Below are 25,333 nucleotides of genomic sequence, written 5' to 3'. Positions count from 1 at the left end.
TTAACTGAGTTGCTTTATCCAGCGGTAGCGGTTGACCTTCGCGACCGCCACAAAACATTTCAATATCTGGTCGGACTTCAGGCAGATGAACACCAACACAGGCGACCAGCTCCATACAAACGCTGCAAAGGCCGATATCGGCAGAACGATGCCCCACATGAAAATCAGGTCGTTGATCATCACGAACTTCGTATCGCCTCCGCCGCGTACGATCCCCGTCAGCGCAGGCATCTGGTAGGCCGTTCCCACTACCGTGACGGAGAGAATCGTCATAAATTCAAGCGCGAGCTGTTTTGTTTCGGGAGTTATGGAGTAAAGCCCAACAATCATGTCTTTCAGAAAGAACAGGATGATCCCCGTAGCCGCGCCGATCATAAGGAAAATCATTTGCAAGGTCCGCGTGTACGGCTTTACCATCTCTTTTCTGTCCTCGCCCAGCGTTTTTGCAATCACTACCGCTGCCGCGCTTGCCGACGCGTACGCCACCACTGTGACCACCTCAAACACCGCTGCCGCGATGCTGTTCGCTGCGATCACCGTCTGCCCCATGTGTCCGAGGATCGCTGCCTGAATCGCCATTGCTACGCCCCACATGGCACCCGATACGATGACCGGTGTTCCTACCTTGATATACTGCCGAAAAATCGTTCCGCTGATGCGCAGTAGTTCCCGCATTTTCAGCCTGATTTTTTGATCGATACGGAACACATACAGGCATGTCGCCCCCACCTCCACGATCCGTGCAGCCAGTGTGGCGATTGCCGCACCCCGCGCCCCCAGCTCCGGCGCTCCGAAATTCCCAAAAATCAGCATATAGTTCAGGAAGATATTGACGCCGAGGGAGATGACCGACACGATAAAGCCGATCTTCACCGTCTCCACACTCCGCAGGGATGCTAACAGGATGCTGTTGACTGCAAAAAACACATAGGAGAAGCATACGATCTGCATATACTGCGTTCCTTCACCAATGACCGTTTGCTCGAAGGTGAACAGCGAAAGCACCTCGCGCGGCAGAAAAAACACGGCCGCCCACATGCCCGCCGCGGTTATGATGCCAAGCAACAGCCCGACCGCCGTTGTTTTTTTGATGGACGTGATATCCTTCGCCCCCCAAAACCGCGACGTCATCACGAGCATACCTTCGCCGATGCCCCCAACCACCATCTGGAGCAAAAACTGGATCTGGTTGACCAGCGCCGCTCCCGACAGCGCCGTCTCACTATACATTCCGAGCATCACGTTGTCTGCGAGCGCCACCACGAACGTGATCACATTCTGTAGCGCGATCACCGCGATCAGTGGAAACAGCGTTCGGTAAAATTTTCTGTCCTTTACTAAGATGCTCACTTTCCCATCTCCCGTTTTGTTTTCAGCAACACGAAGCAGACTGACGTACAGCATGCCCGTTTTATTTGGCGTCTGTTACCGATCCGTTTAAAGAGCGTTTAGCGTTTAAGGTTTTGGAGTCTTACTTTTTGTTACTCCGTGTCGTATTTTCTCTGCATTGTCTGTCCGACCTGTTCCATCAGCTCGATCGGTGTGCCGTCAGGATCGACGATCCATGCGATCCTGCACCCGTCTCCGCCCCAAATCGCATCTTCAAGGCCTGTCACACGCTTTGTACGGTCGGGACCTGTGAATACCTCGATCCCCTGCTCTGCAAGGCTGCGGATCAATACACCGATGTCTTCCGTTTCAAGAGCAAAGTGCCATGCCGTCTGATTTTTATCGTAATGCACAGTGCCTTCATTGTCCGGGATCCCTTCCGGCGTTCTTGCATGGACGGGCTGCAATTCGAGATACTGCCCGTGCGCGATCTTCATATAGATCACCCATGGTTCGGCTTCTTCTCCGCCCTCTTTCAGCTCGAACATATATTCTAGTCCGAGCTTTTGATAAAATTCAATCGATTCCCGCGCGTTGCTCACATGCAGCGAAACGTGAAATAATCCTTTCAAATTGCTCATAGTCGTTTCTTCCCCTACGCATTTTCATACAGCTTCTTCGTCATTTTACTATAGCGTTCAAGCTGCTGAGATTCATTTTCCCGGATACTGAAATGATGCCCCTCGTATTCCGCTATGAGGTATCCGCCATATTGTTCCGTTTTCAGGATTGGCATGATCTCTTCATAGGGAATGCACGGATCATATTCGTCTTCTCCCAGATAGTAAAACTTTCCATGGAGCATTTGCGCATATTTCAGCAGGGGCGCAAGCTCTTTGATATCCGACGGATTGGAAAATTTATGATAAAACTCGTCTGTAAACCTTTTCTCTACGTCATTCAGCCCAAGCGCTTCTGCTTCTTCCATCGGCTTTTTGTTCCGAATCATGCTAAGGACTGCCTCTAATTTATCTTCCCGAAATCCGGCTTCCACCGCCTGATCGATGTGCAGCTGATGCGGATATTTCTGGAAAATGCTGAGGTCCGGGCACGCACCGAGATAGCCGCCCGACTTCTCCATGATTTTGAAATACTCCAGCCATACCGGCACGTGAGGGTGGTGGGGATAGTGCATTTCAATGTTCAGCTTTATATCCATTTTTTCGCAGAACGGCAGCATCGCTTCAAAATTCTGCGGCGTGATGGAGTGCTGTGTTTTCATCATCGGGAAGCCTGCTTTTTTTGCGTAAACGATATCGTTCCGGGTATACTCCGCTAACTCCTCCTGATTCATGTCTCTGTCGCTCCGCATTCCAATGTCGAGATAGCCCTCCCAGCAAACGGGCTCCATTTCATATTTTTCCATGATGTCGCGCAGACGATACAGCCATTCATCGGAAATGAACGGATATTCCCTCGCGCTTTGCGCGGCGACTAACGTAACCCCCGTATATCCAAGCTCCTTCGCGCGGCGGATACAGCCCTCGATGTCCAGTTCTCTCGTATAAAAGGAATCTGAAAAACTATAGAGCGATATACCGAATTTCAATTTCCCGTTTTCCATTTTCATTGCCTCCCCTCACTCTACGTCCAGCGTCTTTTCGCAATCGCTGTCCACTACCAGATAGTTTCCAAAATATCCCGTGTAAGGGATCTTATGCTTCATCTCCACCTTGACCGTATGTCTGCCGTCCGAAATTCCCTTTTCGTCCAGAATACGCATAGTGGCTTTACTTCCCGTAAACCAATATTCCGTATTGAGTTCCGGTATCTGACTCATCAGAAACCATTTCCCGTTTACACCAAACCGCATATCCTGCGGGGCGATCCTGCGGCCGTCTACGGTGACGTTCAGCTCCTCTACATTGCATACATAAGCTCCGCGGTAGGTTGGATATCTCATCTTGAATTCATATCCGAGCGGTATCCCTTCCGCTTCATAGCGCTTGATTTTGTCTTCGCATACCATTCGTTCATTAAATGCTGTAAAATCCATAATTACACCTCTCTTATTTGTTTCTGGCGCGCGCCGTTTATTTCTCTTTGCGCGGCGTCATTGTATTGCCATCGTATGTTTTATATGGTATGGGAGGAACCGGCCAAAGCTGCGGCTCTGTTTGGTTCGTATAGGCTAAAGCCATGGCCGGCTTACTGTCCGGTGCGAGCATATCCGGCGTTGCCGGAGTAGTATATTCCATATCTACCCATGATGTATAATAATCGCTGCAAAAATCCGAAAAAATCGTGAAGTGCCAAAACTTCCACGTTCCGTTTTCTTCGATAAAATCTACCGCGTATTTTACCCATACCCAATAGGAGGTCAGTTTCCCTGTTCCGGGCTCCCTGCGCGTCTCGCAGCCGGGTGACATCCAACATGCCTTGGCAGTCCTAAGGTCGTCCGCCACTACGATGACCTCCGTCGTCAGGCTGTGCTCGCAAAAGGAGCCCCGTATATCTTCCCCGTCCATATTCTCATGAAACTCTACAAAGAAGCGTCTGACGCTTTCCGGTCCGTAGAAAAAACCAAGATCATAATTTTCGATCCAGCAGTCGTTCCTTGAAAGCGCAAACAGCTCGTAGGTCTCCGCATGTTTTTTTGCAGAATGCAGATATTCATAGCGTGCCATTTGATTGCGGCACTCCTGTATGATCCATAGCTTTTTTATTGTTTGTTCCAATCGTTCCATCGCTTATATTTACCGTTCTACATACGGCGCCGTAAGATAAGAGCAATATTCTCCGCCCGTATGTATCGTTAGCTTTCCCTTGTTTATCGTAGGTAGCGGCGGAAGCTGCGGCCATTCCTCCGGATTCAGATTATATCCGCTGATAATAAGCGCCAAGGCCTGCCCCTGCCGTACTTTCATGCCGATCGGCCACAGCGGGATATCGACCCGGTATATTTTGCCCGGCTCGAGCTTCTCGCATTTCGCATGCAATAATACCGGCTCCGCTTCTGTGGACCGCATTTCATCAAGCCCGCGGCTGGATGCCCGCAACCTGCCGTTCGGAACGAACAGCTCCGTCCCTTTTTCTCCGCTGAACGGCGCGCCCTTTACGATTGGCGGAAGCAACCGCCCCGTTTTGTCCTGCTTGACCACATAAACGAACAGGTCTGTATCGTCCGCAACGTCCGTGCTGACATACAGATGTGCCGCAAAATAGCCGGTGAATTCCATATCCATTTGGGCCGGCATGGAGAACACTGCCTTGCCGGCATGGTCATCTGTACGATAGGTCACGTTTCCTCTCTGCTTCGGTGGCTGCGGTGTCAGTGCACTGCTGTCCGCATCAAGGAATAGCCTGAGGTACTGTGTATCCGGAAGCGGCCAATCCTGCTCCGGCCTGTTCACGACGTCGGTTCCTTCTCTGTCCAGAACGGACAGTCTGACCTGCGGCGTTTGTTTCCAGTCATTTTCTATCCCTTTCAGATAACAGTCGAAAAATCTTTTCAGGTCTTCCTGATATTCATAAAGGTCCGGCCATTCGTGCGTATTGTGTACGCGCAGCCATTTTTCTTCGCAATTGATCCTCCGGTATACGTCGAACGTACCGTGCGTATGCAGCGTGCTGACATAGCTGGCGACGATATAGGCCGGAACCGTGATTTTTTCCGCGGGGACCCGCTTGCTTTTCCAATAGGGATGGGAGGCCTGCGGATATTTTTCAAGCATATCGGAAGCGCTTTCCGCGTAGCCGCGCCCTGTCATCAGGCTGGCACATAATTTTTGGAACCCCATATCCGGTACTCCTCCGCGGCACAGCACTTCGCCGTACATGTCCGCAAGCCCTTCCCACGGGGCGATCGCCGCGAGGTGCGGAGGATTTTGCGCAGCCGCCCACCACTGGCCGACCGCGCCCCATGAATTGCCGTTCATGCCGATCTTTCCGCTGCACCATTCCTGACCTGCGGCCCACTCGATGAGATCATAGGCGTCTTTCCCCTCTTCTTCTCCCCATTGGACCGTATCTCCCTCGCTGTTCCATGCACCGCGTGTATCCGGCTGTACTACGGCATAGCCATGGGCACACCAGAAGCCCGGATCCGGACATTCCTGCTTTTGCAGGTTGGAGACGGTCTCCCGCGGGATACCACCGGGAAAATCGTGGATGTGAAAATGCTTGCCGTATGGCGTCCATGCAATGATCGCCGGTATTTTTTCCTGTGTATCCGGCCGGAAAATATCGGTGTAGATCGTGACGCCATCCCGCAGCTTCACGGGTACGTCCCGCTCAAAAACAATATCGCAATCAAGCGGTTTTGCGTTCTCGCCGTTCACCGAGCCTTTCTTCAGCACTCTTACCTCCTGACGGAAGCCCGGGTAATCCGAGCCCTCCAACGGAAGCTGCTTTATGAATACAACATCAAACCGTTCGCCCTCATAGGTTCTTGGTACCAGTTTTCTTTCTCTGTCTTCCAGCATTTTGAGCATCTCCTGTCTGATCCCACCCGTTATGCCATCTTTTTCTTTAATGCCTTGGCACTCAGTTTCGCACTCTGTGCGTCGAGAATGATCGCACCGAGGATCAGAAGCCCCTTGGCGATAAGCTGCCAGTTGGAGTCTACGTTCAGCAGGTTCAGCCCATTATTGATAGAGCCAACGATCAGGCAGCCAACCACTGTTCCGATTATACTTCCGTGGCCGCCGGAAAGCGGAGTTCCACCGATAACGACAGCTGCGATGGAGTCGAGTTCCATGCCCTGTCCCGCACTCGTCTGTGCTGACGCAGACCGCCCGGTGATAACAAATGCCGTAATTGCCGCACAGATGCCCATCATCATAAACACGCCATACATCACCTTCGTCGTATTGACGCCGCACACGCGTGCCGCCTCTTTATTCCCGCCCAGCGCGAGAACATTTCTTCCGAAGACCGTTTTTGTAACAATGATCGTTCCCACGACTGCAACGGCTATCATGATCCAAACCGGCACCGGTATTTCAAGAAAATACCCTTGTCCGATCTCTTCATACCATTCCGGCAGCTGCGAGACCGGGGTACTGTTTGCCGACAGATAACAGATGCCCTCAAAAATCGACATATTTGCCAGCGTCACGATAAACGACGGGAGATTGAAGAGATTGATAAAGAATGCATTCAATGCACCCGCGCCCAGCCCGACGGCTATGCCCACAAGCAGCACGGCGATCATCGGCATCCCCGGTATTTTAGAGAGCAGGGCCGTCAGTACGCCAATCATGCCAATCATCGTGCCCACCGACAGATCGATATTCCCGGAGGCAACGACTAACGTAAACCCTACGCCCAGAATGGAGGACGCGGCAATCTGGCGCACCAGATTCATCAGGTTACGGCTCGAGAGGAATACATCTGAACAGATCGACAGTACTACAAATATTACGAGGAAAATAAATACGCACTTATAGTTTGTAAAAAAATTAGCAAATGGGTTATTCCTGTTTTTCGTCAGTAACGTTTTTTCCATAATTCTCACCTTACCGGCGCGGCGGATTATGCCGCCGCGCCTTTCATTTCCTGATTATTTGCCGAACACTTATAGATACTCCTGTACATTGGACGCATCGATCAATACCGCCGCACTCTGAGTGATATCGAAAACCGGGTCCGTATATTCGCCGGAGGCCACTCCTATCGCAAGGTTCACGCCCTCAGTTGCCATTACTTCAAAGTCAAATGCTACCGTCGCCGCCATGTTTCCTTCTGATATTTCCTGCAGCGCACTTGCGCCGCCGTCAAGACCGAGCGCGATCACGGGTGCGCCGGCGGATTTGAATGCCTGCAGTGCACCCACGCACATCTCATCGTTGCATGCAACGATCGCGTTCATTTCCGGGAATGCCTGCATCCAGTCTTCTGCGGTCGACTGTGCAAGCGACGCCTGAAAATCGCAGTTCTTTGTAGCAACGACCTCTACCCTATCCGGATTTACATTTTCTACAAAGCCGTTCATTCTGACCGTCATATCTTCAACGCCTGCGAGGCCTAAAATATAGCCTACCTGCAGTGTTTCGTCCGGATTTTCCTCCAGATAATCGTTCACCCATTCAGCCTGCAATTCTCCTGCCTTATAATGGTCTATTGTTTTATATACTGTCGTGCATTGGTCATAGTTGACATTGTAGCCAAAGTCAATGACCGGAATGCCCGCTTCTACGCACGCTTCATAAGCCGGAACTGATCCGTTCGCGTCCACTGCCTGAATGCAGATGACGTCCGGTTCGCGCACAATGAGGGATTCCACATCGGATATCTGCTTATCTACACCGCTTTCTGCATTGGTAAAGAAATATTCGATCGTATACGGATTATCGCCTTCATTATATTCATTGATGGCCGCTTCCGTACCGTCCCACCATACCGTCATGCCTTCATCTAATGATCTCCACGAGAAGCCAATCGTCAGCGTTTCTTTTTCGCCCGCGCCTTCAGCACCGGCTGATGCAGTCTCTTCGGTCCCTGTCGCTTCACCGGACGGTTCTTCAGCCGCAGGCGTGCCTGAACTGCACGCAAAGAGCGAAAATGCCATGATCGCGATGACCGCAATCGTCAGGACTTTTTTCATTGTTTTCATTTGTTGTGAATCCTCCTCTTTTATTCGCTTATTTTATTCGCAACGCCAAAGGCGTGTGCAAGCAATGTTTGCTGCTCAAGTCCTTCATTTTCCATGATACATACGATCTCTCCCTCCCGGACGACAGCGATCCTATCGCTCATTCCGAGGATCTCCGGCATTTCAGACGAGACCATAATGATTGCCATGCCCTGCTTTGCCAGATCGTTCATGATCTTATAGATCTCAGATTTTGCACCTACGTCGATCCCCCGCGTGGGTTCGTCCAATATCAGTATATCCGGGTCCATAAGCAGCCATCTGCCAATGATGACCTTTTGCTGATTCCCGCCGGAAAGCGAACCGATATTGTTTGCGAACGATACCATATTGACCGACATCTTTTTTGCCATCTGTTCGCACTGTTCCCTTTCCTTTGCATCATAGACAAAGCCCATTTTGCTCAGCTGCGGGAGAAAGGGCAGAGACATATTTGTTTTAATATCCAGAGAATGGATCGCCCCCTGCCTCAGGCGGTCCTCCGTCACCATACCAATTCCATTTTTGATTGCGTCCTGCGGGTTTTTGATCACAGCCTTCTTCCCGTTTATCAGGATCTCGCCTGAATCATACGGATCTATTCCAAAAATTGCCCGCATGATCTCTGAACGGCCCGCGCCCATCAAGCCGCAGAAACCGAGGATTTCTCCCTTTCGTACTGCAAAGCTGATATTCCGAAACGTTCCTGTACTCGATAAATTTTTCACTTCAAGGGCAATATCGCCTTTTTCAAAATGGTCCTTTGTATAAATATTATTGATCTCACGGCCTGCAATCAGTTTGATCAGCTCATCATTGTCGATATCCGTAGTATCCCTGCAATCAATATACTGGCCGTCGCGCATGATCGTGATCCGGTCGCATATCTCAAAAATCTCCTCCAGCTTATGTGAAATAAAGATGATAGAAGTCCCCTGTGCCGCAAGGTCCCGCACGATTTTATACAGAAGCTCTATTTCAGCGTCTGTGAGAGCCGAGGTCGGCTCGTCCATTACGATCACGTCCGCGTTATAGGAAACAGCCCGCACCAACTCAACCAACTGCATATTTGCGACGCTCAGCGTCTCTACTGTCGCCGCCGGATCGATCTGTATCCCCAGTCTGCCGCAAAGCTCGCGCGTTTCATGCATGAGCTGTTTATGGTCGATGATACCCATTTTTGTAAAACGTCCGGTCCGCCCCATCCAGATATTTTCAGCGGCAGACATCGTCTGCACGAGGCTGATCTCCTGATGGATCATAGAGATACCTGCATGAAGAGCGTCATTCGGTCCTTTAAAATTCACCTTTTTCCCTTTGAACCATATTTCCCCGCCGTCGATTTCATACATTCCGAGCAGGGCTTTCATCAATGTTGACTTTCCGGCACCGTTCTCTCCGATCAGTGCATGGATCTCTCCCTTGCGAAGATTGAAATCGACTTCGTCAAGCGCCCTTACTCCGGGAAATATTTTTGTGATTTTCTTCATCTCTAAAATAGTTTCCATTACCGCTCTCCTATTTCACATAAATTTAGAATACAGGATCTTTCTATTCATTATTTATTTTTAAACGCTTGAATAATTTTCTGAAAAAATTTATATATTTTCATGTAAATTTTCTTATAGGCTTATTATAGACAACAAAAAACAAGTTGTCAAGTACATAATTGCAAATTTTTTATTCTTTTTCTGTAAATTTACATATTTTGTTTGATTTTTTTCAATTTTGTGCTATAATGAAAAAAAAAACAGATTTAGGAGTGCCTTATGGCAAGGGAAAATAACATTACGATTTCTGACGTCGCAGCTATGTCCGGCGTTTCCATTGCTACGATCTCCCGGATATTGAACAATAAGGGAAACGTTAAGGAAGAGACGCGTAAAAAGGTGATGGCCGTGATCCAATCGGTGGATACGAACGGCACGCTGCTTAGTAAATTCAAAAAGCAAAACGGTAATCTGATCATTGCTGTCGTGACCAACGACGCCAACCCTCTCATCAGCCCGTTTATCAATGGCGTCAATACCTGTGCGAACAGCAAAGGCTTTCACGTTCTTCAATATAATTGCTTCAACAACGCCTACGACCGTATTGAATTTGAATATATGATAAAGGAACTTCCTGTTGCGGGCTTTATTTTCCAACAGATCGTAGGTGGCAGCGAGCTTACAGATTTTATTGCAGCGCGTTTCCCTACGGTCGTAAGCTTTGAGCAGTATCAGACCGAAAATATTTCCAGCGTTGGGATCGACGATTATGCAGCGGTCAAATCGGCAGTGGAATATCTGATCACGCTGGGGCGCAAAAAAATTGCCCTTTTGAACGGTGACCTCTCTATGCCTTTCACAGTCCGACGGGAGCAAGGATTTTTAGATGCGCTGAAGCAGGCCGGTATCCCGGTCTGCCCGGAATATATCACTCATATTTCCGTTTCTGATTTCAATTACAATCTGGCGCGTAACGCAGCCCGGCAAATCCTTTCCATGCCGGATCCGCCCGATGCCTTTTTCGCCATTACGGATACCTTTGCCGCAGCAGTTTTGAAAGAGGCGAAGCATCTTGGGATATCTGTTCCGCAGGATCTTGCCATTATCGGCTTTGACAACACCGACGTATCTACCATGACCGACCCGGCGATCACGACAGTGAATCAGCCGTGCTATGAGATCGGCTATCAGTCCTGTAATATCCTGATTGATAAAATCAATGATCCGTCCCTCGCTTCCCGTCAGGTTTGGGTGAATTCGGAATTTATCGTGCGCGATTCCACACAATAATGCCGCGCCTTTCACAAAGCGTTTCAAAAACGGCAAAGCCTTCGCGAAAATATTCACGGAGGCTTTATTTAATACTTACTTGTTTAGTATGCCGGAATGGATATATGCAATTGATCATCTTGTGGTCTATAAAGTAACCAAACGCCAATCCAATAATGTTAACGGTAATATTCTTCTCGTGTCATGCCCATTATCTCAAAAAAGACTCATGTCCAATTTTATTTAAGATTTGATGCAACATGGTGCACTCGAAAGGATAGCGCCCGCTTCGCATTCTGCTCGCGCTTGCATGAACCTTCGAAGGCTCGAATCTCTCCCTCATAAAAAATACCATCCCGTGCGCTCTGCGCATGGAATGGTATTTGGTAGAGTCTTACGGAATGGATATTTGTTTTCGGGATATAAACCACTTACGCTTATCGAATATGATCTAAACTATTGATTTCGGAACCGAGAAAAGTTGGTAGCACAGCGGAGGCGTTATGCCCGCGTTTACAAGGGCATAGTTACAAGGGCATAGCCGCAGCAAGCATGACCTTTCTCGGAAAGGGAGCATCAGCGGCATAAGACAATGACCCCATCGCAAAAGCGATGGGGTCATGTCAAGGTCGCTTGATGCGACGTGTGTCGTTCATACAAAATAGATGCAGCTAAAAACGGGGCCCCGCGCGAGCCCAGCGAAGCGGGTCGCGTGGGGAAAAGGAGCGGCAGTAGAGCATGAAAAAGCCCTCGCAAAAGCGAGGGCTTGGAAATCGCGGAACTTGCCGCGACGTGGTGTAGCCTCTTTCAATAAATCCGAACCCTCTATATCCCGAAGGGAAATGGTCTTTGCACCTTCCGTATAATTTAATGTGATGACGATCCTATCGTCATATAAATAAATCGCGTTGACGAAGCTGTCTATCAGCCTCTGTCTCTGCTCCCGTTTCGTGATATCGCTGTCCCGGAAACGATAGATGAAAAAGGATATCTGCTCCCTCGTCAATAAAGGATGCCGTATCTTCTCCTGCAGGATACTCGTTTGCAGTTTGCTTTTCGTTTCCTCCAGTTCCCGCAGCCTTTCCTTTGTCGATTCTGTCAAAAGTCCCTGCTGGATCGCGTCCAGCAAATTTCGTATCCCATTTTCCGTTTCCGCAAGCTGCCGTTCCAGCAAAGGAAGCTCCCTGCTCTCCTTGGATTGCAGATTCAACAGCGCGTCGATCAGCCGTTCCAGTTCGTCGTCATGCATCAATTCCTGCATAATGCGGCTGACTACAAAGTTCTCGATCCAGTCCTTTTGCACAGCTTTTTTATCACAGGTCTTTCTTTGCTTGGTATTCGTGCATTTGTAGTAGCGATAGATCTTCGCCGTATGGCTCGTACCGCTTTCCCCCACCATAAAGGCTCCGCACTTTCCGCAATACAGCTTTGTCGTCAGCAGATAATCGTCCTCCGCCTTGTGTCTTGTCGGAGCCTTCTTGTTCTGCTTCATCCGCTCCTGCGCACGTTCAAACAATTCTTCTGAAATGATCACAGGCATCCCGCCCGGCGTTACGATATCCCCATAGCGGTATTCGCCAAGATACCGCCTGTTTTTCAGCATGTGGGAAATGATATTCAAAGAAATCGGTCCGCCTCTTGAAGAACGGATCCCCTTAGCGTTCAGCCCGTCCGCGATCTCTTTCATTGTTGCACCTTCCGCATATTGGTTGAAAACTTCCTGCACAATGGGGGCAGCAACTGGATCGATCTGAAAATGCCGTTCGCTGTCGACCACATATCCCATCGGTATACTGCACCCGTTAGATTTGCATTTCAGCGCATTTTCTTTCATGCCGCGCCTGACCTTTTCGGAAAGCTCTGCCGAAAAGAATTCTGCATATCCCTCTAAAACCGATTCCAACAGGATACCTGTCGAGTCCTCTGCGATACTCTCCCGTGCTGAAACGACTTTCACGCCGTTTTTCCGCAGGATCATCTTATAATGGGCGGAGTCGTAGCGGTTGCGCGCGAAGCGGTCGAGCCGCCATACGATCGCCACATCAAACAGCCCCTTTGTGCTGTCCTTTATCATTCGCTGGAAATCCGGCCGGTTATCCGTTTTAGCCGAAAGTGCCCGGTCAATATATGTTCCAAGAATATTGATATCCTGTTTTTCTGCAAACTCCATACATTCGCGAATCTGTCCTTCAATGGATTCCTCGCGCTGGTTGTCCGAGGAATACCGCGCATAGATCACTCCGTTCATTGCTTCGATTCCTCCGGATTCGATTTCGCCAATTCGCCCATATCCTTTACCAGATTTCGGAAAGTTTCCTCGCCGTCCAAATAAACGTCATTGTAATAAATCGGCTTGCCGAATAAAATTTTTACCGCTCGTTTTATTCGTTCCCACACGGTATTATAATTGTGATCATATCTGGAATCCTGAATCGAAATATTATAACCGATGTCTCCTTCTTCCCACACCGTCTTCTCGATCACAAACGTACAGCATTTGCAATCGCAGGGCAAAGTGATCCTTTTGCTGATTGAGTTCATGATTTTCCTCCCGCTTTTGTCCTTTAGAAATCATCTGGCTGTGCAATCGCCTTTCAACCCATATAGCCAATGCCAATGCGGAAATAATCGAGATACTGTTTGAATGTATCCTGCGCCGCAAGACAGGTATCGGTCAAATATCCCTCTGTATGATGCCATTCGGCCAATCCCCGATAGTAAAACATTTTTAATTTATCATCGATGATAAAGGGAACGATATTATGCTTCAAACACTCTTTGAACAGGATAAGCCGCCCCACACGCCCGTTTCCGTCCTGAAACGGATGGATCAATTCAAAGCGTACATGGAAGTTTATTATATCATGCAGCGTCGGCGATTCGATTGCCCTATATTTTTTGAGCAGGGAATTCATCTCTGTTTCTACATCTTCCGGCAGCGTCGTTGCTTTTCCTCCGACTTCATTCGGCAGCCGTTTATATTTCCCAACTGCAAACCAGCTTTTCCGCGAGTCGCTCGTTCCATTCTTTAAGGTCTGATGAAGTTCTTTAATCCATCTTTCGCTGAGCATTTTTCCCGCGTCTTCAATCACCATATCGATACAGCGGAAATGATTGACCGTCTCGATAATATCGTCTACATTCATCCCATCCTCTGCGACGCCAATAGTGTTCGTTTCAAAAATATACCGCGTCTGGTCGTGGGTGAGTCTGCTGCCTTCCATATGGTTTGAATTATATGTCAGGTCGATCTGTATCTTATGATAGATACCCCCTCTCATACCGGAATCTTTTTCCGCACGCAAAATATCCAGAAGTACCTGCATCGTTTCTTTTTTCTTGTTGGCGCGTTTGGGTTTCACGGCGTTTTCCGGGATATTCCACGTCTTTCCTTTTCGGAACGCCCCCGGTATTCTTCCGTTCGCACAATAATTCCGCACGCTTCTCTCAGATATATCCCATTTTTTAGCTGTTTCCGCAACCGATAAGAATTTCATAGCAGTACCTCATTCACTGCTTTTATTATACCACGGATTCGGCAATATATTGATAATTTTTTTATTTTTTATGTTTTTAGCCGATATTCTTTAAGTTATGAAAATATTCAAGTATATTTTTATTTTGCAAATAATATCTGTTACTTTTATGAAAAGATAATATAAAATTCCCGTATAGATTTTATTATACTGCCTATTCTAAAAAGTTACAAGTGGGTAGTGGATTTAGCATATATATTGTACAAAAAACTATAGAGAGATTAACTATTAAAGCATGGCTGGTTGTATCTTGTTGTTTTTATTGACATCTATTCCCGTAAGGTGACTGGATGGATCATGGACACCATGGTTCGGGATACGTTGGTTTTACCAGTGCTTACCCAAGCAATCTGCCGAAAACATCCGCCAGAGGGATTGATTATTCATACAGATAGAGGTTGCCAATTTACAGTACGCAGATTTCAGTCTATGTGTATTCGCTGCGGCTTCCGGCAAAGCATGAGCCGAAAAGGTAACCCTTATGACAATGCTATTATGGAATCTTTCTACCGCATCCTAAAAAGAGGGCTTGTTCAGGATGTCAAGTATGACAATCCCGAACAAGCCCGCATGGATATCTTCAAATACATTGAACTTTACTACCATACATTCCCATACATTCTGCTTTAGGTTAGCTCAGTCCGGCGTAATTTGAAGCTATAAAGATTTAACCGCTTTTAACTTTGTGTCTGTTTTTTGGGCATGAACAAATTTCCCTTCAAAATATTGTCTGCTTTTTGTGGCGCTTCAAATTTGATGCCCTATCTAACTTTTATTCTCCAAAAAATTGATCTAATTCCGATGCCAGAAGCTCTGGGCATTCCTCTGCCATCTGGTGGCCATAGTCGAGGACAACACTGGTGACATCTTCTGCAACCAGTTTCATTTCACGTTCCACTTCTTCGAAAATGAATTCTCTGCCTCCCAGTGCCAACACCGGCATTTTTAGCTTTTCTTTGGCCGCTTCGAGATTCCACTCCGCATCTTGGAATGTAGCTCTGTAAATTTCGCACATACTCCGGATGCCGTCTGGCTTTGAATAGCATCGGATATATTCATCCATCGCATCATCTGGAATATTACAGTCCAGCGCCTCATTCTTTAAGAACTGATCAAAATAGATCCGTTCGCGTCCCGTAATCAGCGCCTCTGGAAATGCCGGCACATTATAAAAATTGATGTGCCACAGCCAACGGTTACCTTCCACATTTTCCGGCGTCAGATGAGACCATTCTTCCAGTCCGAAACCGGGCAGGAGCATCTCGATATAGGCAAATTTCATTACGCGGTCAGGATACTTCTTTGCTATACAATATCCGCATGCCGCACCCCAGTCTTCTCCCGCAAGGTAAAACTTGTCAATTCCAAGCTGGTCGGTCAGTGATATGATGTCGTCTGCCATCGTCATCATGTCATACCCGTCTTTTGGACGGTTTGAATCCCCAAGCCCGCGGAGATCCGGGCATACGACCGTGTATTTCTCCGTTAGGATAGGTATGAGTTTCCGCCAGTAATAGGAGGTTTTGGGAACGCCGTGAAGCAGGATCAGCGCTGGACCTTGGCCTGCCGTGTAATAATGCAGGCGGACTCCATTGCATGTCTTGCGGGAATGTGTCACCTTGTTACCTTTAAAGTCCAAAATATCTTGTTTCATGTTTCTTCTCCTTTTCATTTTATTTTAAACTGATTGTGCTCAAACTTTTTTACGCTTTTCCCCAAAAGCGATTGCCAGAATGATAATTGCCCCTGTCACCATAGATTGCTGTGCGATATTGAGTCCCATGATTACAATACCGTTATTGATTACACCAATCAAAAGCGATGCGACCACTGTTCCTATGATCGAGCCTTTTCCTCCGGATAGTGCGGCGCCGCCGAGAATCGCTGCAGCGATTGCGTTTAGCTCAATGCCGCCCTCCCCAATCGTGCTGCGCGCTGTTTGCATCAGCCCTGCAGAAAGCATGCCGGAAATGGCCGCCACGATTCCGATGACCAGCATGACCATAAATTTGATTTTTTTTGTAGAAACGCCGGAGAACTCCGCCGCCACTCTATTAGCCCCGGTTGCAAGCACCTCGCGTCCGTAAGACGTTTTTTTGAGTACAACGTGCCCAAACAGCAAAGCCGCGACCGTCCATATCACCAGTACTGGCACGGGACCGATACTTGCCTGTCCGAAAATATTGTTAAACAACGCATCGCCTATGATGATCGGCTTAGTATTAGTAAGCCACATATCTGCCCCTCGAACCACCATTTGCATACCAACTGTTACGATAAACGATGGTATGCCAAGACCGGCAACGAGCGCTCCATTGGCGGCGCCCACGAGTGCTCCCCCTGCGATACCAGCTAAAATTCCAATAAACGTATTCCCGGTTGCCTGGATTGCAAGAGCCGCAAAAATTGCGCCGAAAGCCGCCGTCGCTCCAACCGAGAGGTCGAATTCGCCCGCCGCAATCGTAAATGTCATTGCAACTGCAATCAAAGTTGTCATCGTAGTTGTCCTGACTATGCTCAACAGGTTGCTTGGTTTTAGAAAACCAGAATCACCGATCGAAAACAGAAAGAACAGAAAAACGCCGATGAAAACAAAATATACAATGTAATTTCTCCATTCAAAGCTTCTTCTGCTAGAGACCTTGGATTGCATGATGAAGCACCTCCTCCGATTCAATTTCTCGTCCGGACAGTTCTTTATTGATCGTCCGGTTGTACAGAACCAATATCCGGTCGCATGCCGCTACCAATTCACTTAACTCCGATGAAATCATCAATACCGCAACGCCTTCGTCGGCAAGCTGCCTTATGATACGCAGGATTTCGGCTTTGGCCGCAACATCGACGCCAATAGTCGGCTCGTCTAGGATCAAGATCCTGGGGGTACGTGCAAGCCATTTCCCTAGGACGACTTTTTGCTGATTCCCACCGGAAAGCAACATAACCATCTGCTTGATGCTATCTGCTTTAATTGACAGCTTTTCAATATATTCCCAAGCGATATCCGCCCCTTTTTTATCATTGATCAAAAGTCCTTTTCTCATCTGCCGGACGCTAGGCAACATAAAATTACTTTTGATACTATGCTGCAAAATCAATCCTTCCTGCCGCCGGTCTTCGGGGACAAGTGCAATTCCTTTATCCATCGCATCTTTTTTGCTTTTGACAGGCTCTCCCCGCACAACAACTTCTCCCGTCCAATTTCTTCTTATGCCGAAGATGGATTCGACAAGCTCCGTTCTTCCGCTCCCCATCAGCCCGGCAAGTCCCAGTATTTCCCCCGGATACAGGTCAAACGAGACATCTGTGAGTTTATTGCCATAGGAAAAATCTCTTACGCGCAGCACAGGATCGCCAGACTGTTTAAAATTCCTTTCCACACGCTCAAAGGAGGTTTTTGCAGCTACATCCAGCATCTTATCAATAATCTCTTCCATTGTAGTATCGCTGCTTTCGACCGTTGCAACGTTGATTCCGTCGCGCAGGATCGTTACCCTGTCGCAAATTTCAAAAACCTCGGCCATCCTGTGTGAAATATATATGATCGAAATCCCCTTTTCCTTGAGTTGGCGGATCACCTTAAACAACGCCTTTGTTTCCGCTTTCGACAAAGAAGACGTAGGTTCGTCCATAACTAATATTTTTGCATCCTGAGCCAGTGCCTTCGCAATCTCGACCATCTGCCAGTATCCAACATCCAGCGACTCGACTGCAACTCGGGGATCCATCTTGTCAATTTCCAGCCATTTCAGCAGTTCCTCAGCCTTTTTAATATTTTTTCTATCATCGATCAGTCCACCCTTTTTCCACTCGCGCGTAATGTAAATATTTTCCGCAACGCTCATGGCGGGTAACAAACTGAATTCTTGGTAGATCATCGCGATGCCCTTTTTGTGTGCATCCTCCGCACTGTGCAGTTCGACCTCCTGCCCATCAATCCGTATTTGCCCTACGTCCTTGGTATATACACCGTTCAATATTTTCATCAGCGTAGACTTGCCGGCGCCGTTGCCTCCGAGCAGGGCGTGGACTTCACCCTTTCTTAGGGAAAAGTTCATTTTTTTTAGGACAGGAACGCCGTTGAATTGCTTTTCAATATCGTGCATTTCCAAAACGTTTTCATTCATCTTTGCCACCTTGTAAAATGGGCTGTAAGGCGGAATCGGGAATGCCCTGCTCCGCCTTGTCCCATTTGGATTTCTTACGCAGCTTCAAATTACTGCTTCAGTGCTTCTGCAGCTTCCTCAAACAAAGGTTCACCGCATACTTCTTCATAAATATCCGCAAGATTGTCACGAGTAACAACGGTTGGAACAACTTCAATAAACGCCGGTACATCCGCACCGATCAGAGCAAGCGCGCCCGCCGTCGCTTCGGCAACTCCCTGCTGATAAGGATCCTGTGTGCTGATCCCCTTTACATATCCGCCCTGCGCTAAGTCCAACACGACTTCATCGCTCATGAGGTCTGTACCGATTGCCAGATCCTCCGATGAAAGCCCTGCCGCGCGCGCCGCAGAGATAATGCCAATTGCTGGTTCGTCCCACTCCGTATAGATTGCATTGATCTCTGGATGCGCTGTGAGCAGCGCAGCCGCAGGTGCTTCCGTATCCAAAGCATCCTCAAATGGCGCGATGGCCACGATGTTGATGTCCGGATATTTTGCCGCTAATCTTGTTACAAAACCTTCATACCGATCGTTGGTTGCGGTAAACTGCGGTGCGTAATATAATATTCCAACATTTTTTTCCGTTTTGCCTTCCAACGCCTGTGCAACGATATCGGCATGCCGCATACCATTTAGAAGATTGTCACATGTAACTGTTGTAACATAGTCCGTGCCCGCTTCGAGTCCGTCTACCGCTTGATCCATGAATATGATTTTGATTCCAGCGTCCACCGCTTTTTTGCATACATCCGTGAGAGTAGCTTCATTCGTCGGATGGATAAAGAGAAGATCCGGTTCCATTGCAATCGCCGCTTCAATATTGGATATCTGCGTCACGTCGTCCGAATTTGCATCTGTCGTTGTGATCACCTCGATTCCATAGGATGCAAGCGTATCGGTAATACCTGCAACCTGCTGATTCGGCCAAAAGCTGCCCGTCCACCGCATGCACAGTGCTGCCGTCATTCCATCGAGGGCTTCGATCTGATTCTTCTGATCCTCCGTTACAGCTGCGACGAAATCGCTTCCCAGAACTGCTTCCTCTCCATTCGGTCCAAAATTGAGAACCGATCCGTCAAGCGCCGATTCCGCCATTTTAAGTGTGTTTTCACTGGGTTCCTCATACCAAAAAGGCTGCTGCCATCCATACTCCGCCGCCATTGCATCCAGGCGCTCCGTTACACCTTCCTCTGCGGGCGCCGCTTCACTTTCACTTTCTTCGGAGTCCGTCTCTGTCGCTTCCTGCGTTGCCTGCTCCGCAGATATATCCGCAGAGCTTTCGGGAACTGTCGTTTCGGCGCAGGCCGTAAAAACAGCCGTAACCATCACAATCACTACGATGATTGCCACTAACTTTTTCATTTCTTTCCTCCTTGTTTTCCATTGATTTTGGGTATCCCAAAAACTGATTTCACTCAAACTTTTTCCCATGCGCGGCTCACGCCCGACCGGAGGACAGCATCGCTTATTCTCTCGATCTGGTAGCCGTCCTCAAAATTGGGGGATGGCTGCTTGTTTTCCGCAATCGCCTTGATAAAATCGTAACATTCGACGATCTTGGTCTCCGTATATCCGATCCCAAGTGCCGGAATCGGCCAAAGGCCTTCTCCATAAGGGTGGGCTGGTCCGGTATAAATCGTACGGAAGCCCCGGCGGTCTCCGGCATCGCTCGCAAAGCATACCTGCAATTCATCCCTGCGTTCATAATTGAAATAAATAGAGCCTTCCGTCCCATGTATCTCCAGCGTGATGAAATTGTTGCGCCCCCATGCGTTCCTTGTCGCCTCTATCGTGCCAAATGCGCCGTTTTTGAAATTAATCATAAAGCAGCACTGATCGTCCACGTCAACATTGCCTTTCGGCCCGCCGCCGCCTTTCACATTTCCAAGACTGTCTGCGGAACCGGTTTGCAGCGGCCGCTCGTTTATATACGTTGCGACGTGTGCGTTTACCTCAGCAAAGTCCCCGATGAGGAACCGCGCCATATCGACTACATGCGTCCCAATATCTCCAAGCGCGCCCGATCCGCAAACCTTTTTCTGGAACCTCCAGGAAAGCGGGGAATCCGGATCCGCCGACCAATCCTGTAAATATGTCCCACGGAAATCTAGTATCGCCCCGATCGCACCTTCGTCAATCAATTTTTTTGCAAGCTGCACCGCGGGCGTCCGCCTGTAATTGAACGCAAGCATATTGATTACGCCAGCCTTTTTGACGGCATCGCGCATCTTTTCGGCTTCCTCGAGCGTGCGTGCTATCGGCTTTTCACACAGAATATGCTTTCCGGCCTCTGCCGCCGCCACAGCGATTTCGCAATGCGCGTTGTTCGGCGTGCAGATATCAACGATATCTATTTCAGGGTCGTCCACGATGTCGCGCCAGTTTGCCGTCCCCTGTTGGAATCCCAACCGCTGCGCCGCGTCTTTTGCACATTCCTCCGTCAAATCGGCAATGGTCTTTTTGACCGCCATACCCGGCGCCGGCCAAAAAAACATTGGCATCCCGTCGTATGCGATGGAATGTGCTTTCGCCATAAAGCCCGCGCCGATCAAACCTACCTGATAAGTCTTCATTTTTTTCTCCTTTCGATTTTTATTTTCTCAAAACCCCTGTTTTTTTAAATAGTTTGACGTAATTCGCGCCCCTTCTGCCGGATCGCCCGTCCAACCATCACATTCAATCGCGATCTCAATCCTGTGCGGCGCTTTTTTGAGCGTTTCCACAATTGCATCTATATCAAGTATCCCGACTCCGAGAGGGCAGAACATGCCGTCGTCCATAATGTCCTTCAGATGGATGTATTCGATCCGGTCAAGATATTGTTTTACGACCTCAAGCGGGTCACCGCCGCCTTTTTTTACATGGGCAAGATCAGGACACAGTTTAATACGTGTATGCGGCATAACCTTGTCCAGCTGAACCGGGGACTCCACCAGCGACCCCATATGAGGATGGAAGCTCGCCCGCATCCCCAGTGCGTCTGCAAGGTCACAAACCCTGTCAAGTGCTTCGCCCAGCTTTACGTAATCCGATTCCCTGATTCCGTCAAACCGTATCGCGCCGCCCCCAAGGGCTATCTCTGTTGCCCCGAGTTTTTTCGCAAACTGCGCGGCGCGGCGGACACGGTCCAGTTCTTCCGGCAGTATCTCGTCGTAAATAAAATTACAGGCGATATATACGCCCTTTAGCGCAAGGCCGTACTTTTCCAGCATTTTTTCCAGAAGCTCGCTGCGTCCCTCGAACTCCAGCAATTCTCCATCAAATATCTCCACCGATTCGAATCCTGCTTCCGCGATATCCGCCAGCGCCTGTTCGAGTTTGCCGCCGCACCTGTAATATGCGGCGTTTACACAATTTGGTGCGGCCCAGTGCGCCAGAACCGGTCCCCACGCATTTGTCGAGTAAGTGATTTTCATAAGCTTTCTCCTTTTTTATTTTTTTCGATTGCGCTAAAAAAGCGTAAATTAACAGAGCTACGGAAAATCTTGTTTTTCCGTTTCCATAGCGGGTACGTCATTTGTTGTTTTATCTTTGTGTTTTTCCCTTTGTTTACGTATACTATAGTGCAGCAAAAAAAATAAAGAAAGCAATTTTGTCCATTTTAACTTTTTTTCAGGAAAACACTATTTTTTATGCCTTTTTTACGTAAATTCAACGGTTTTTATGCGGTTTCAGAAATTCAGGCGCAGGTTTTCTGATGATTTCGCGCCAATAACGCGTCAACTCGCGCGGGTATACCACCACCGGCTGCACGCCCACAAATTTATATCCTTTTTTCCCCAGAAGCGCCTGGATCGTAACCATTGCCGCTGCTTCGCCCTGCTCGTAAGGGCGCTGCGCGCTTATGCCCCGCACCATTTCCCCGCGGGCCATATAAGATGCGATTTCCAAATCCAAATCCACCGTGGAAATGGCGACATCCGTCCTTCCAAGCGTACGCAGGGCGCGTATCGCCTCCATTGCCGGGCGTTCCCACGACACATAAAGCCCGGAAATCTCCGGGTGTTCCCGCATCATTTGCATGCAGGTATCATATACGTTTTGAATTTGGTAAAAATTTTTGCGCGATACGATTTGCAAATTGGTATAATTTTCTGTCAGCACCTGCTCGGCTGCATTATCCCGTTGGCGCGTCATGTGGAACGGCAGCCCATGATTTAACAAGCCCAGCTTGACATCCGTTCTTTCCTTGAAATATTCCCCCAATATATTTCCTGCATTTTGTCCGTTTTCCCGCTCGTTCACTGAAACGCAGCTATAATAATCATTCTTGTCAATCCCTTGAGGTATATTTCCAATAAGAATCATTTTTGTCAGGCGGGAGAGTTCTTTGAATTTGCCCGCCGTAATGTTTTCATCCACCGGAACGCCGATAATCGCATCCGGCTTCTGCATACGAAGCGCCTCAAGCTGCGTTACCTGCAGCTGCGCATTAAAATTTGCGTCCATCACCGCAATGACCTGTACGTTATAGCGCGCAAGCGTATCGCGGATCCCCGTTTCCTGAAGCCGGGACCATTCTGTATCCGTGCAGTGGAACGCGATGGCAACCTTGAATTGTTCCTTTTTTAAATATTCCTCTTCCGCCGTATCGACCAGTATGTTTTCAGGCGGAACGGCAATTTCCCCAAACGGCCCCCGATTGATGACGCGCGTGGATTTGCGTACCGTAAAACCGACGGGCATGCGAACCGCTGTCTGCGCAGCAGGATTTCCTTTCAATAATTCCATCATCATCTCCACCGCACGCTTTGCAGTGCTAGCGGTATCCTGCCTGAGAATCGTAAGCGACGGGTTAAAAATACTGCTCCATTCATCATCTCCAAAGCCGACAATAGAAATATCGTCCGGGCACTTCAAGCCGTAATCGTCCGCATTTTTCAGGAGTTTTAGGGTCAAAGTGTTTCCCGCCGCGATAAATGCAGAAGGGAGCGTATCGAAACGCGCTTTTTCAAAAATATTTTCCTCTTCCTGGCAGTAAAGATCCACTCTGCAAACCAATCCTTTGTCGAATGGGACTTTATATTCCTCTAACGCGCGCCTATATCCCGCAAGACGCTCCTGGCAGTGAATCAAGTCGCAGTCTTCGAGCAGGATACCAATCAATTTATGCCCGCTGCGAATCAAGTGGCGGGTTCCCCTGAACATCGCTTCTTCGTTTTCAGACAGTATGGCTGGAATTTCGCCGTCTTTCGTCTTGCGCTCCACGCACATAAAAGGAATACCGGAACGCTTCACCTTTGTGTATATCCGCGACGCGTTTACCGTAGGCGACAAAAAGATACCGGCAATATTTTTATCCGCAAGCAGATTCATCAGGATATGCTTTTCATACTCTTCATTATCGTGGGAAACATAGGTCGAAAGGATATATCCCTCTTTTGCAAGAAGCTCTGTCATTGTGTTTGCAAGCTGTGCATATACGGTACTGTTGGTGGTGGGCAGCACAAATGCCATTCTGGATCGCCTTCCAAATTTGAATTGATTTTTTCGTATTTTATTGATATATCCCGTTTCATAAATGGCCCTTTCCACTTTTTGCGTCAGCTCCGGGCTTACATAACGGGTCTTGTTGATAACATGGGATACCGTGGCAATCGATACTCCCGTCATTTTTGCAATCTCTTTTATTGTAATATTCAAAATCTATCTCCCAATCAATTTTCTTATGGTGTATGGACATGATTGAAATCATAGATACAATCATTAGTATTTGCAGGAAAACTGTTTCATTGAAAAATAAAATGCAAATTTCTATATATCATTTATAAGTTCAGATTGCTTTCTGTTATTCAGACTGCCGCAATACAAACTGTTTTTTTAGTATATATTGGTATATATCATAATCTTTTTAGCCTAATAAAATCAATCAGTTGAAAATATTTTGCTATAATTTACGTAAAGCTGTGCAATTTACGTAAATTATATTAAATATATTAAAAATAGAAAAAGTCATATTTATATTTTGGGCAGACTTATTATTGATTCAATTAAACTATGCAAAATCAAAAGTTATTAAAATATTATATATCTCTATTTATTCCTATATAACAAAACAATACGATCAATTGCGAAAATATATGAAATACTATTTGTTTATATCAGCGGCTAATCCGCTTAGGGTCATAGGGACGATAGTCCCTAACAAGCTGCAAAAGTATATACTTTTGCGATGCTTGCAAAGGACACGCGCCTCTCTTTTTTGTTGTTTTTTGCAGCTGAACAAGGCTCAAAGCTATTTTTGCTTCTTTTGCAGCTCACGCACAGCCCGTATGTTTCGTTCCGTCCGTATTTTGGGAAAGGTATGCCGCCATTCGTCATAGTCCTCGCGGGAAATCTTATCCTCCGCAAACGCCTGCCGCTCTTTGCACCATGAACGCACATCCTCATAAAGGGAATTTTCAATCGGGAACTTCAGCACAATCTCTCCGCTGCGGTCAATCGGCTCCAGTCCATAGGTATCCTCCAAATAAAATAAGGCGTGCATCACCCCGATGTAAGTGTCAAGGTCCGGATCAGACAGGGCGAACCGGCTCACCCCGAGCGCACCCGCCAAAGCCTCCAACCGCTTGACCGACGGGATACGGTTCCCCAGCTCATAGTTGCGTACCGCGGGCTCGCTCATCCCTGCCCGCAGCCCCAGCTCCTTCTGGGAAAGCCCCCGTTCCAGTCTGTATTTCCGTATCTTTTCCCCTGTCGTCATTACTTTTTTCTCCTTTTTGTTGTTACTATCTGTGACCAGTATATCATAAACAGTTCACTTCTGAAATATTTTTATTGACAGTTCATATTTGTACTGATAGAATCATATCGTGAGCAGTTCATATGCGAACTGCTACTTGCGTCTATCTCGGATATACAGCCCCGCAGGGCCCTCGGAGAGCCCGCATGACAGCTTTCGGAGCGG

22 protein-coding genes are annotated in these 25,333 nt (G+C 48.0%); 2 read left to right on the top strand and 20 right to left on the bottom strand.

Annotation, left to right across the window (positions count from 1 at the left end):
- From PUP29_RS11865 to PUP29_RS11825, 9 genes are all read right to left on the bottom strand, one after another.
- Positions 1-1,350, bottom strand: coding sequence for an MATE family efflux transporter (locus tag PUP29_RS11865; RefSeq protein ID WP_353423435.1), 1,350 nt, complete (start codon positions 1,348-1,350; stop codon positions 1-3).
- A 131-nt stretch (positions 1,351-1,481) separates the two neighbouring features.
- Positions 1,482-1,970 carry a VOC family protein gene (locus tag PUP29_RS11860; RefSeq protein ID WP_079545553.1) on the bottom strand — a complete coding sequence of 163 codons (489 nt, stop codon included), beginning with the start codon at positions 1,968-1,970 and terminating at the stop codon, positions 1,482-1,484.
- Between the two features lie 14 nt (positions 1,971-1,984).
- Positions 1,985-2,953, bottom strand: a complete 969-nt coding sequence (locus tag PUP29_RS11855; protein ID WP_079545555.1) for a sugar phosphate isomerase/epimerase family protein — start codon at positions 2,951-2,953, stop codon at positions 1,985-1,987.
- A 15-nt stretch (positions 2,954-2,968) separates the two neighbouring features.
- Complete coding sequence (locus tag PUP29_RS11850) at positions 2,969-3,385, bottom strand: C-glycoside deglycosidase beta subunit domain-containing protein (protein WP_079545557.1); 417 nt, start codon at positions 3,383-3,385, stop codon at positions 2,969-2,971.
- 37 nt (positions 3,386-3,422) lie between these two features.
- Complete coding sequence (locus PUP29_RS11845; RefSeq protein ID WP_079545559.1) at positions 3,423-4,076, bottom strand: nuclear transport factor 2 family protein; 654 nt, start codon at positions 4,074-4,076, stop codon at positions 3,423-3,425.
- Between the two features lie 9 nt (positions 4,077-4,085).
- Positions 4,086-5,813 carry a CocE/NonD family hydrolase gene (locus PUP29_RS11840; protein WP_353423433.1) on the bottom strand — a complete coding sequence of 576 codons (1,728 nt, stop codon included), beginning with the start codon at positions 5,811-5,813 and terminating at the stop codon, positions 4,086-4,088.
- A gap of 29 nt (positions 5,814-5,842) precedes the next feature.
- Positions 5,843-6,838 (bottom strand): ABC transporter permease, encoded by a 996-nt coding sequence (locus tag PUP29_RS11835; protein ID WP_079545562.1) that lies wholly within the window; start codon positions 6,836-6,838, stop codon positions 5,843-5,845.
- Between the two features lie 69 nt (positions 6,839-6,907).
- Positions 6,908-7,945, bottom strand: a complete 1,038-nt coding sequence (locus PUP29_RS11830; protein WP_079545564.1) for a sugar ABC transporter substrate-binding protein — start codon at positions 7,943-7,945, stop codon at positions 6,908-6,910.
- 20 nt (positions 7,946-7,965) lie between these two features.
- Positions 7,966-9,471 carry a sugar ABC transporter ATP-binding protein gene (locus tag PUP29_RS11825; RefSeq protein WP_079545566.1) on the bottom strand — a complete coding sequence of 502 codons (1,506 nt, stop codon included), beginning with the start codon at positions 9,469-9,471 and terminating at the stop codon, positions 7,966-7,968.
- Between the two features lie 261 nt (positions 9,472-9,732).
- Between PUP29_RS11825 and PUP29_RS11820 the strand changes: the two genes are divergently transcribed.
- On the top strand, positions 9,733-10,743 hold the full coding sequence (locus PUP29_RS11820) for a LacI family DNA-binding transcriptional regulator (protein ID WP_079545568.1): 1,011 nt from the start codon (positions 9,733-9,735) through the stop codon (positions 10,741-10,743).
- Positions 10,744-11,374: 631 nt separating this feature from the next.
- Here PUP29_RS11820 and PUP29_RS11815 read toward each other — a convergent pair.
- From PUP29_RS11815 to PUP29_RS11805, 3 genes are read right to left on the bottom strand one after another with little or no spacing between them, the layout of a single operon-like run.
- Complete coding sequence (locus tag PUP29_RS11815; protein WP_353423432.1) at positions 11,375-12,970, bottom strand: recombinase family protein; 1,596 nt, start codon at positions 12,968-12,970, stop codon at positions 11,375-11,377.
- Positions 12,967-13,263, bottom strand: coding sequence for a hypothetical protein (locus PUP29_RS11810; RefSeq protein ID WP_066520125.1), 297 nt, complete (start codon positions 13,261-13,263; stop codon positions 12,967-12,969). Before PUP29_RS11810 ends, PUP29_RS11815 begins: the two co-directional genes overlap by 4 nt.
- 53 nt (positions 13,264-13,316) lie before the next feature.
- Entirely contained in the window at positions 13,317-14,219 is a 903-nt protein-coding gene (locus PUP29_RS11805) for a Fic family protein (RefSeq protein ID WP_066520122.1), read from the bottom strand.
- 282 nt (positions 14,220-14,501) lie between these two features.
- Here PUP29_RS11805 and PUP29_RS11800 point away from each other — a divergent pair, with 282 nt between their 5' ends.
- On the top strand, positions 14,502-14,888 hold the full coding sequence (locus PUP29_RS11800) for a DDE-type integrase/transposase/recombinase (protein WP_082771046.1): 387 nt from the start codon (positions 14,502-14,504) through the stop codon (positions 14,886-14,888).
- A 142-nt stretch (positions 14,889-15,030) separates the two neighbouring features.
- On the opposite strand, the gene PUP29_RS11795 is transcribed toward PUP29_RS11800, so the two are convergent.
- The 8 genes from PUP29_RS11795 to PUP29_RS11760 form a co-directional block, all read right to left on the bottom strand.
- Positions 15,031-15,912: an alpha/beta fold hydrolase gene (locus PUP29_RS11795; protein WP_353423431.1), complete on the bottom strand. Its 882-nt coding sequence runs from the start codon at positions 15,910-15,912 to the stop codon at positions 15,031-15,033.
- A gap of 39 nt (positions 15,913-15,951) precedes the next feature.
- Entirely contained in the window at positions 15,952-16,911 is a 960-nt protein-coding gene (locus tag PUP29_RS11790; protein WP_353423430.1) for an ABC transporter permease, read from the bottom strand.
- A complete protein-coding gene (locus tag PUP29_RS11785) occupies positions 16,892-18,385 on the bottom strand; it encodes a sugar ABC transporter ATP-binding protein (RefSeq protein WP_353423429.1) in 1,494 nt (497 codons plus the stop codon). The genes PUP29_RS11790 and PUP29_RS11785 overlap by 20 nt, the downstream gene beginning before the upstream one ends.
- 89 nt (positions 18,386-18,474) lie before the next feature.
- Positions 18,475-19,788, bottom strand: a complete 1,314-nt coding sequence (locus PUP29_RS11780; protein WP_353423428.1) for a substrate-binding domain-containing protein — start codon at positions 19,786-19,788, stop codon at positions 18,475-18,477.
- 53 nt (positions 19,789-19,841) lie between these two features.
- Positions 19,842-20,999: a Gfo/Idh/MocA family protein gene (locus PUP29_RS11775; protein ID WP_353423427.1), complete on the bottom strand. Its 1,158-nt coding sequence runs from the start codon at positions 20,997-20,999 to the stop codon at positions 19,842-19,844.
- A gap of 27 nt (positions 21,000-21,026) precedes the next feature.
- Positions 21,027-21,842 carry a sugar phosphate isomerase/epimerase family protein gene (locus tag PUP29_RS11770; RefSeq protein WP_353423425.1) on the bottom strand — a complete coding sequence of 272 codons (816 nt, stop codon included), beginning with the start codon at positions 21,840-21,842 and terminating at the stop codon, positions 21,027-21,029.
- Between the two features lie 235 nt (positions 21,843-22,077).
- Positions 22,078-24,069 (bottom strand): LacI family DNA-binding transcriptional regulator, encoded by a 1,992-nt coding sequence (locus PUP29_RS11765; RefSeq protein ID WP_353423424.1) that lies wholly within the window; start codon positions 24,067-24,069, stop codon positions 22,078-22,080.
- Positions 24,070-24,661: 592 nt separating this feature from the next.
- Positions 24,662-25,129, bottom strand: coding sequence for a helix-turn-helix domain-containing protein (locus PUP29_RS11760; RefSeq protein WP_066520107.1), 468 nt, complete (start codon positions 25,127-25,129; stop codon positions 24,662-24,664).
- Positions 25,130-25,333: the final 204 nt, after the last annotated feature.

Origin of the sequence: Christensenella massiliensis (assembly GCF_040409835.1) — a bacterium.
In the GTDB taxonomy this organism is placed as follows: Bacteria; Bacillota; Clostridia; order Christensenellales; family Christensenellaceae; genus Christensenella; species Christensenella massiliensis.
The sequence above is the reverse complement of the archived record's forward strand: the minus strand, read 5'-3'. Positions and strand labels throughout refer to the sequence as shown.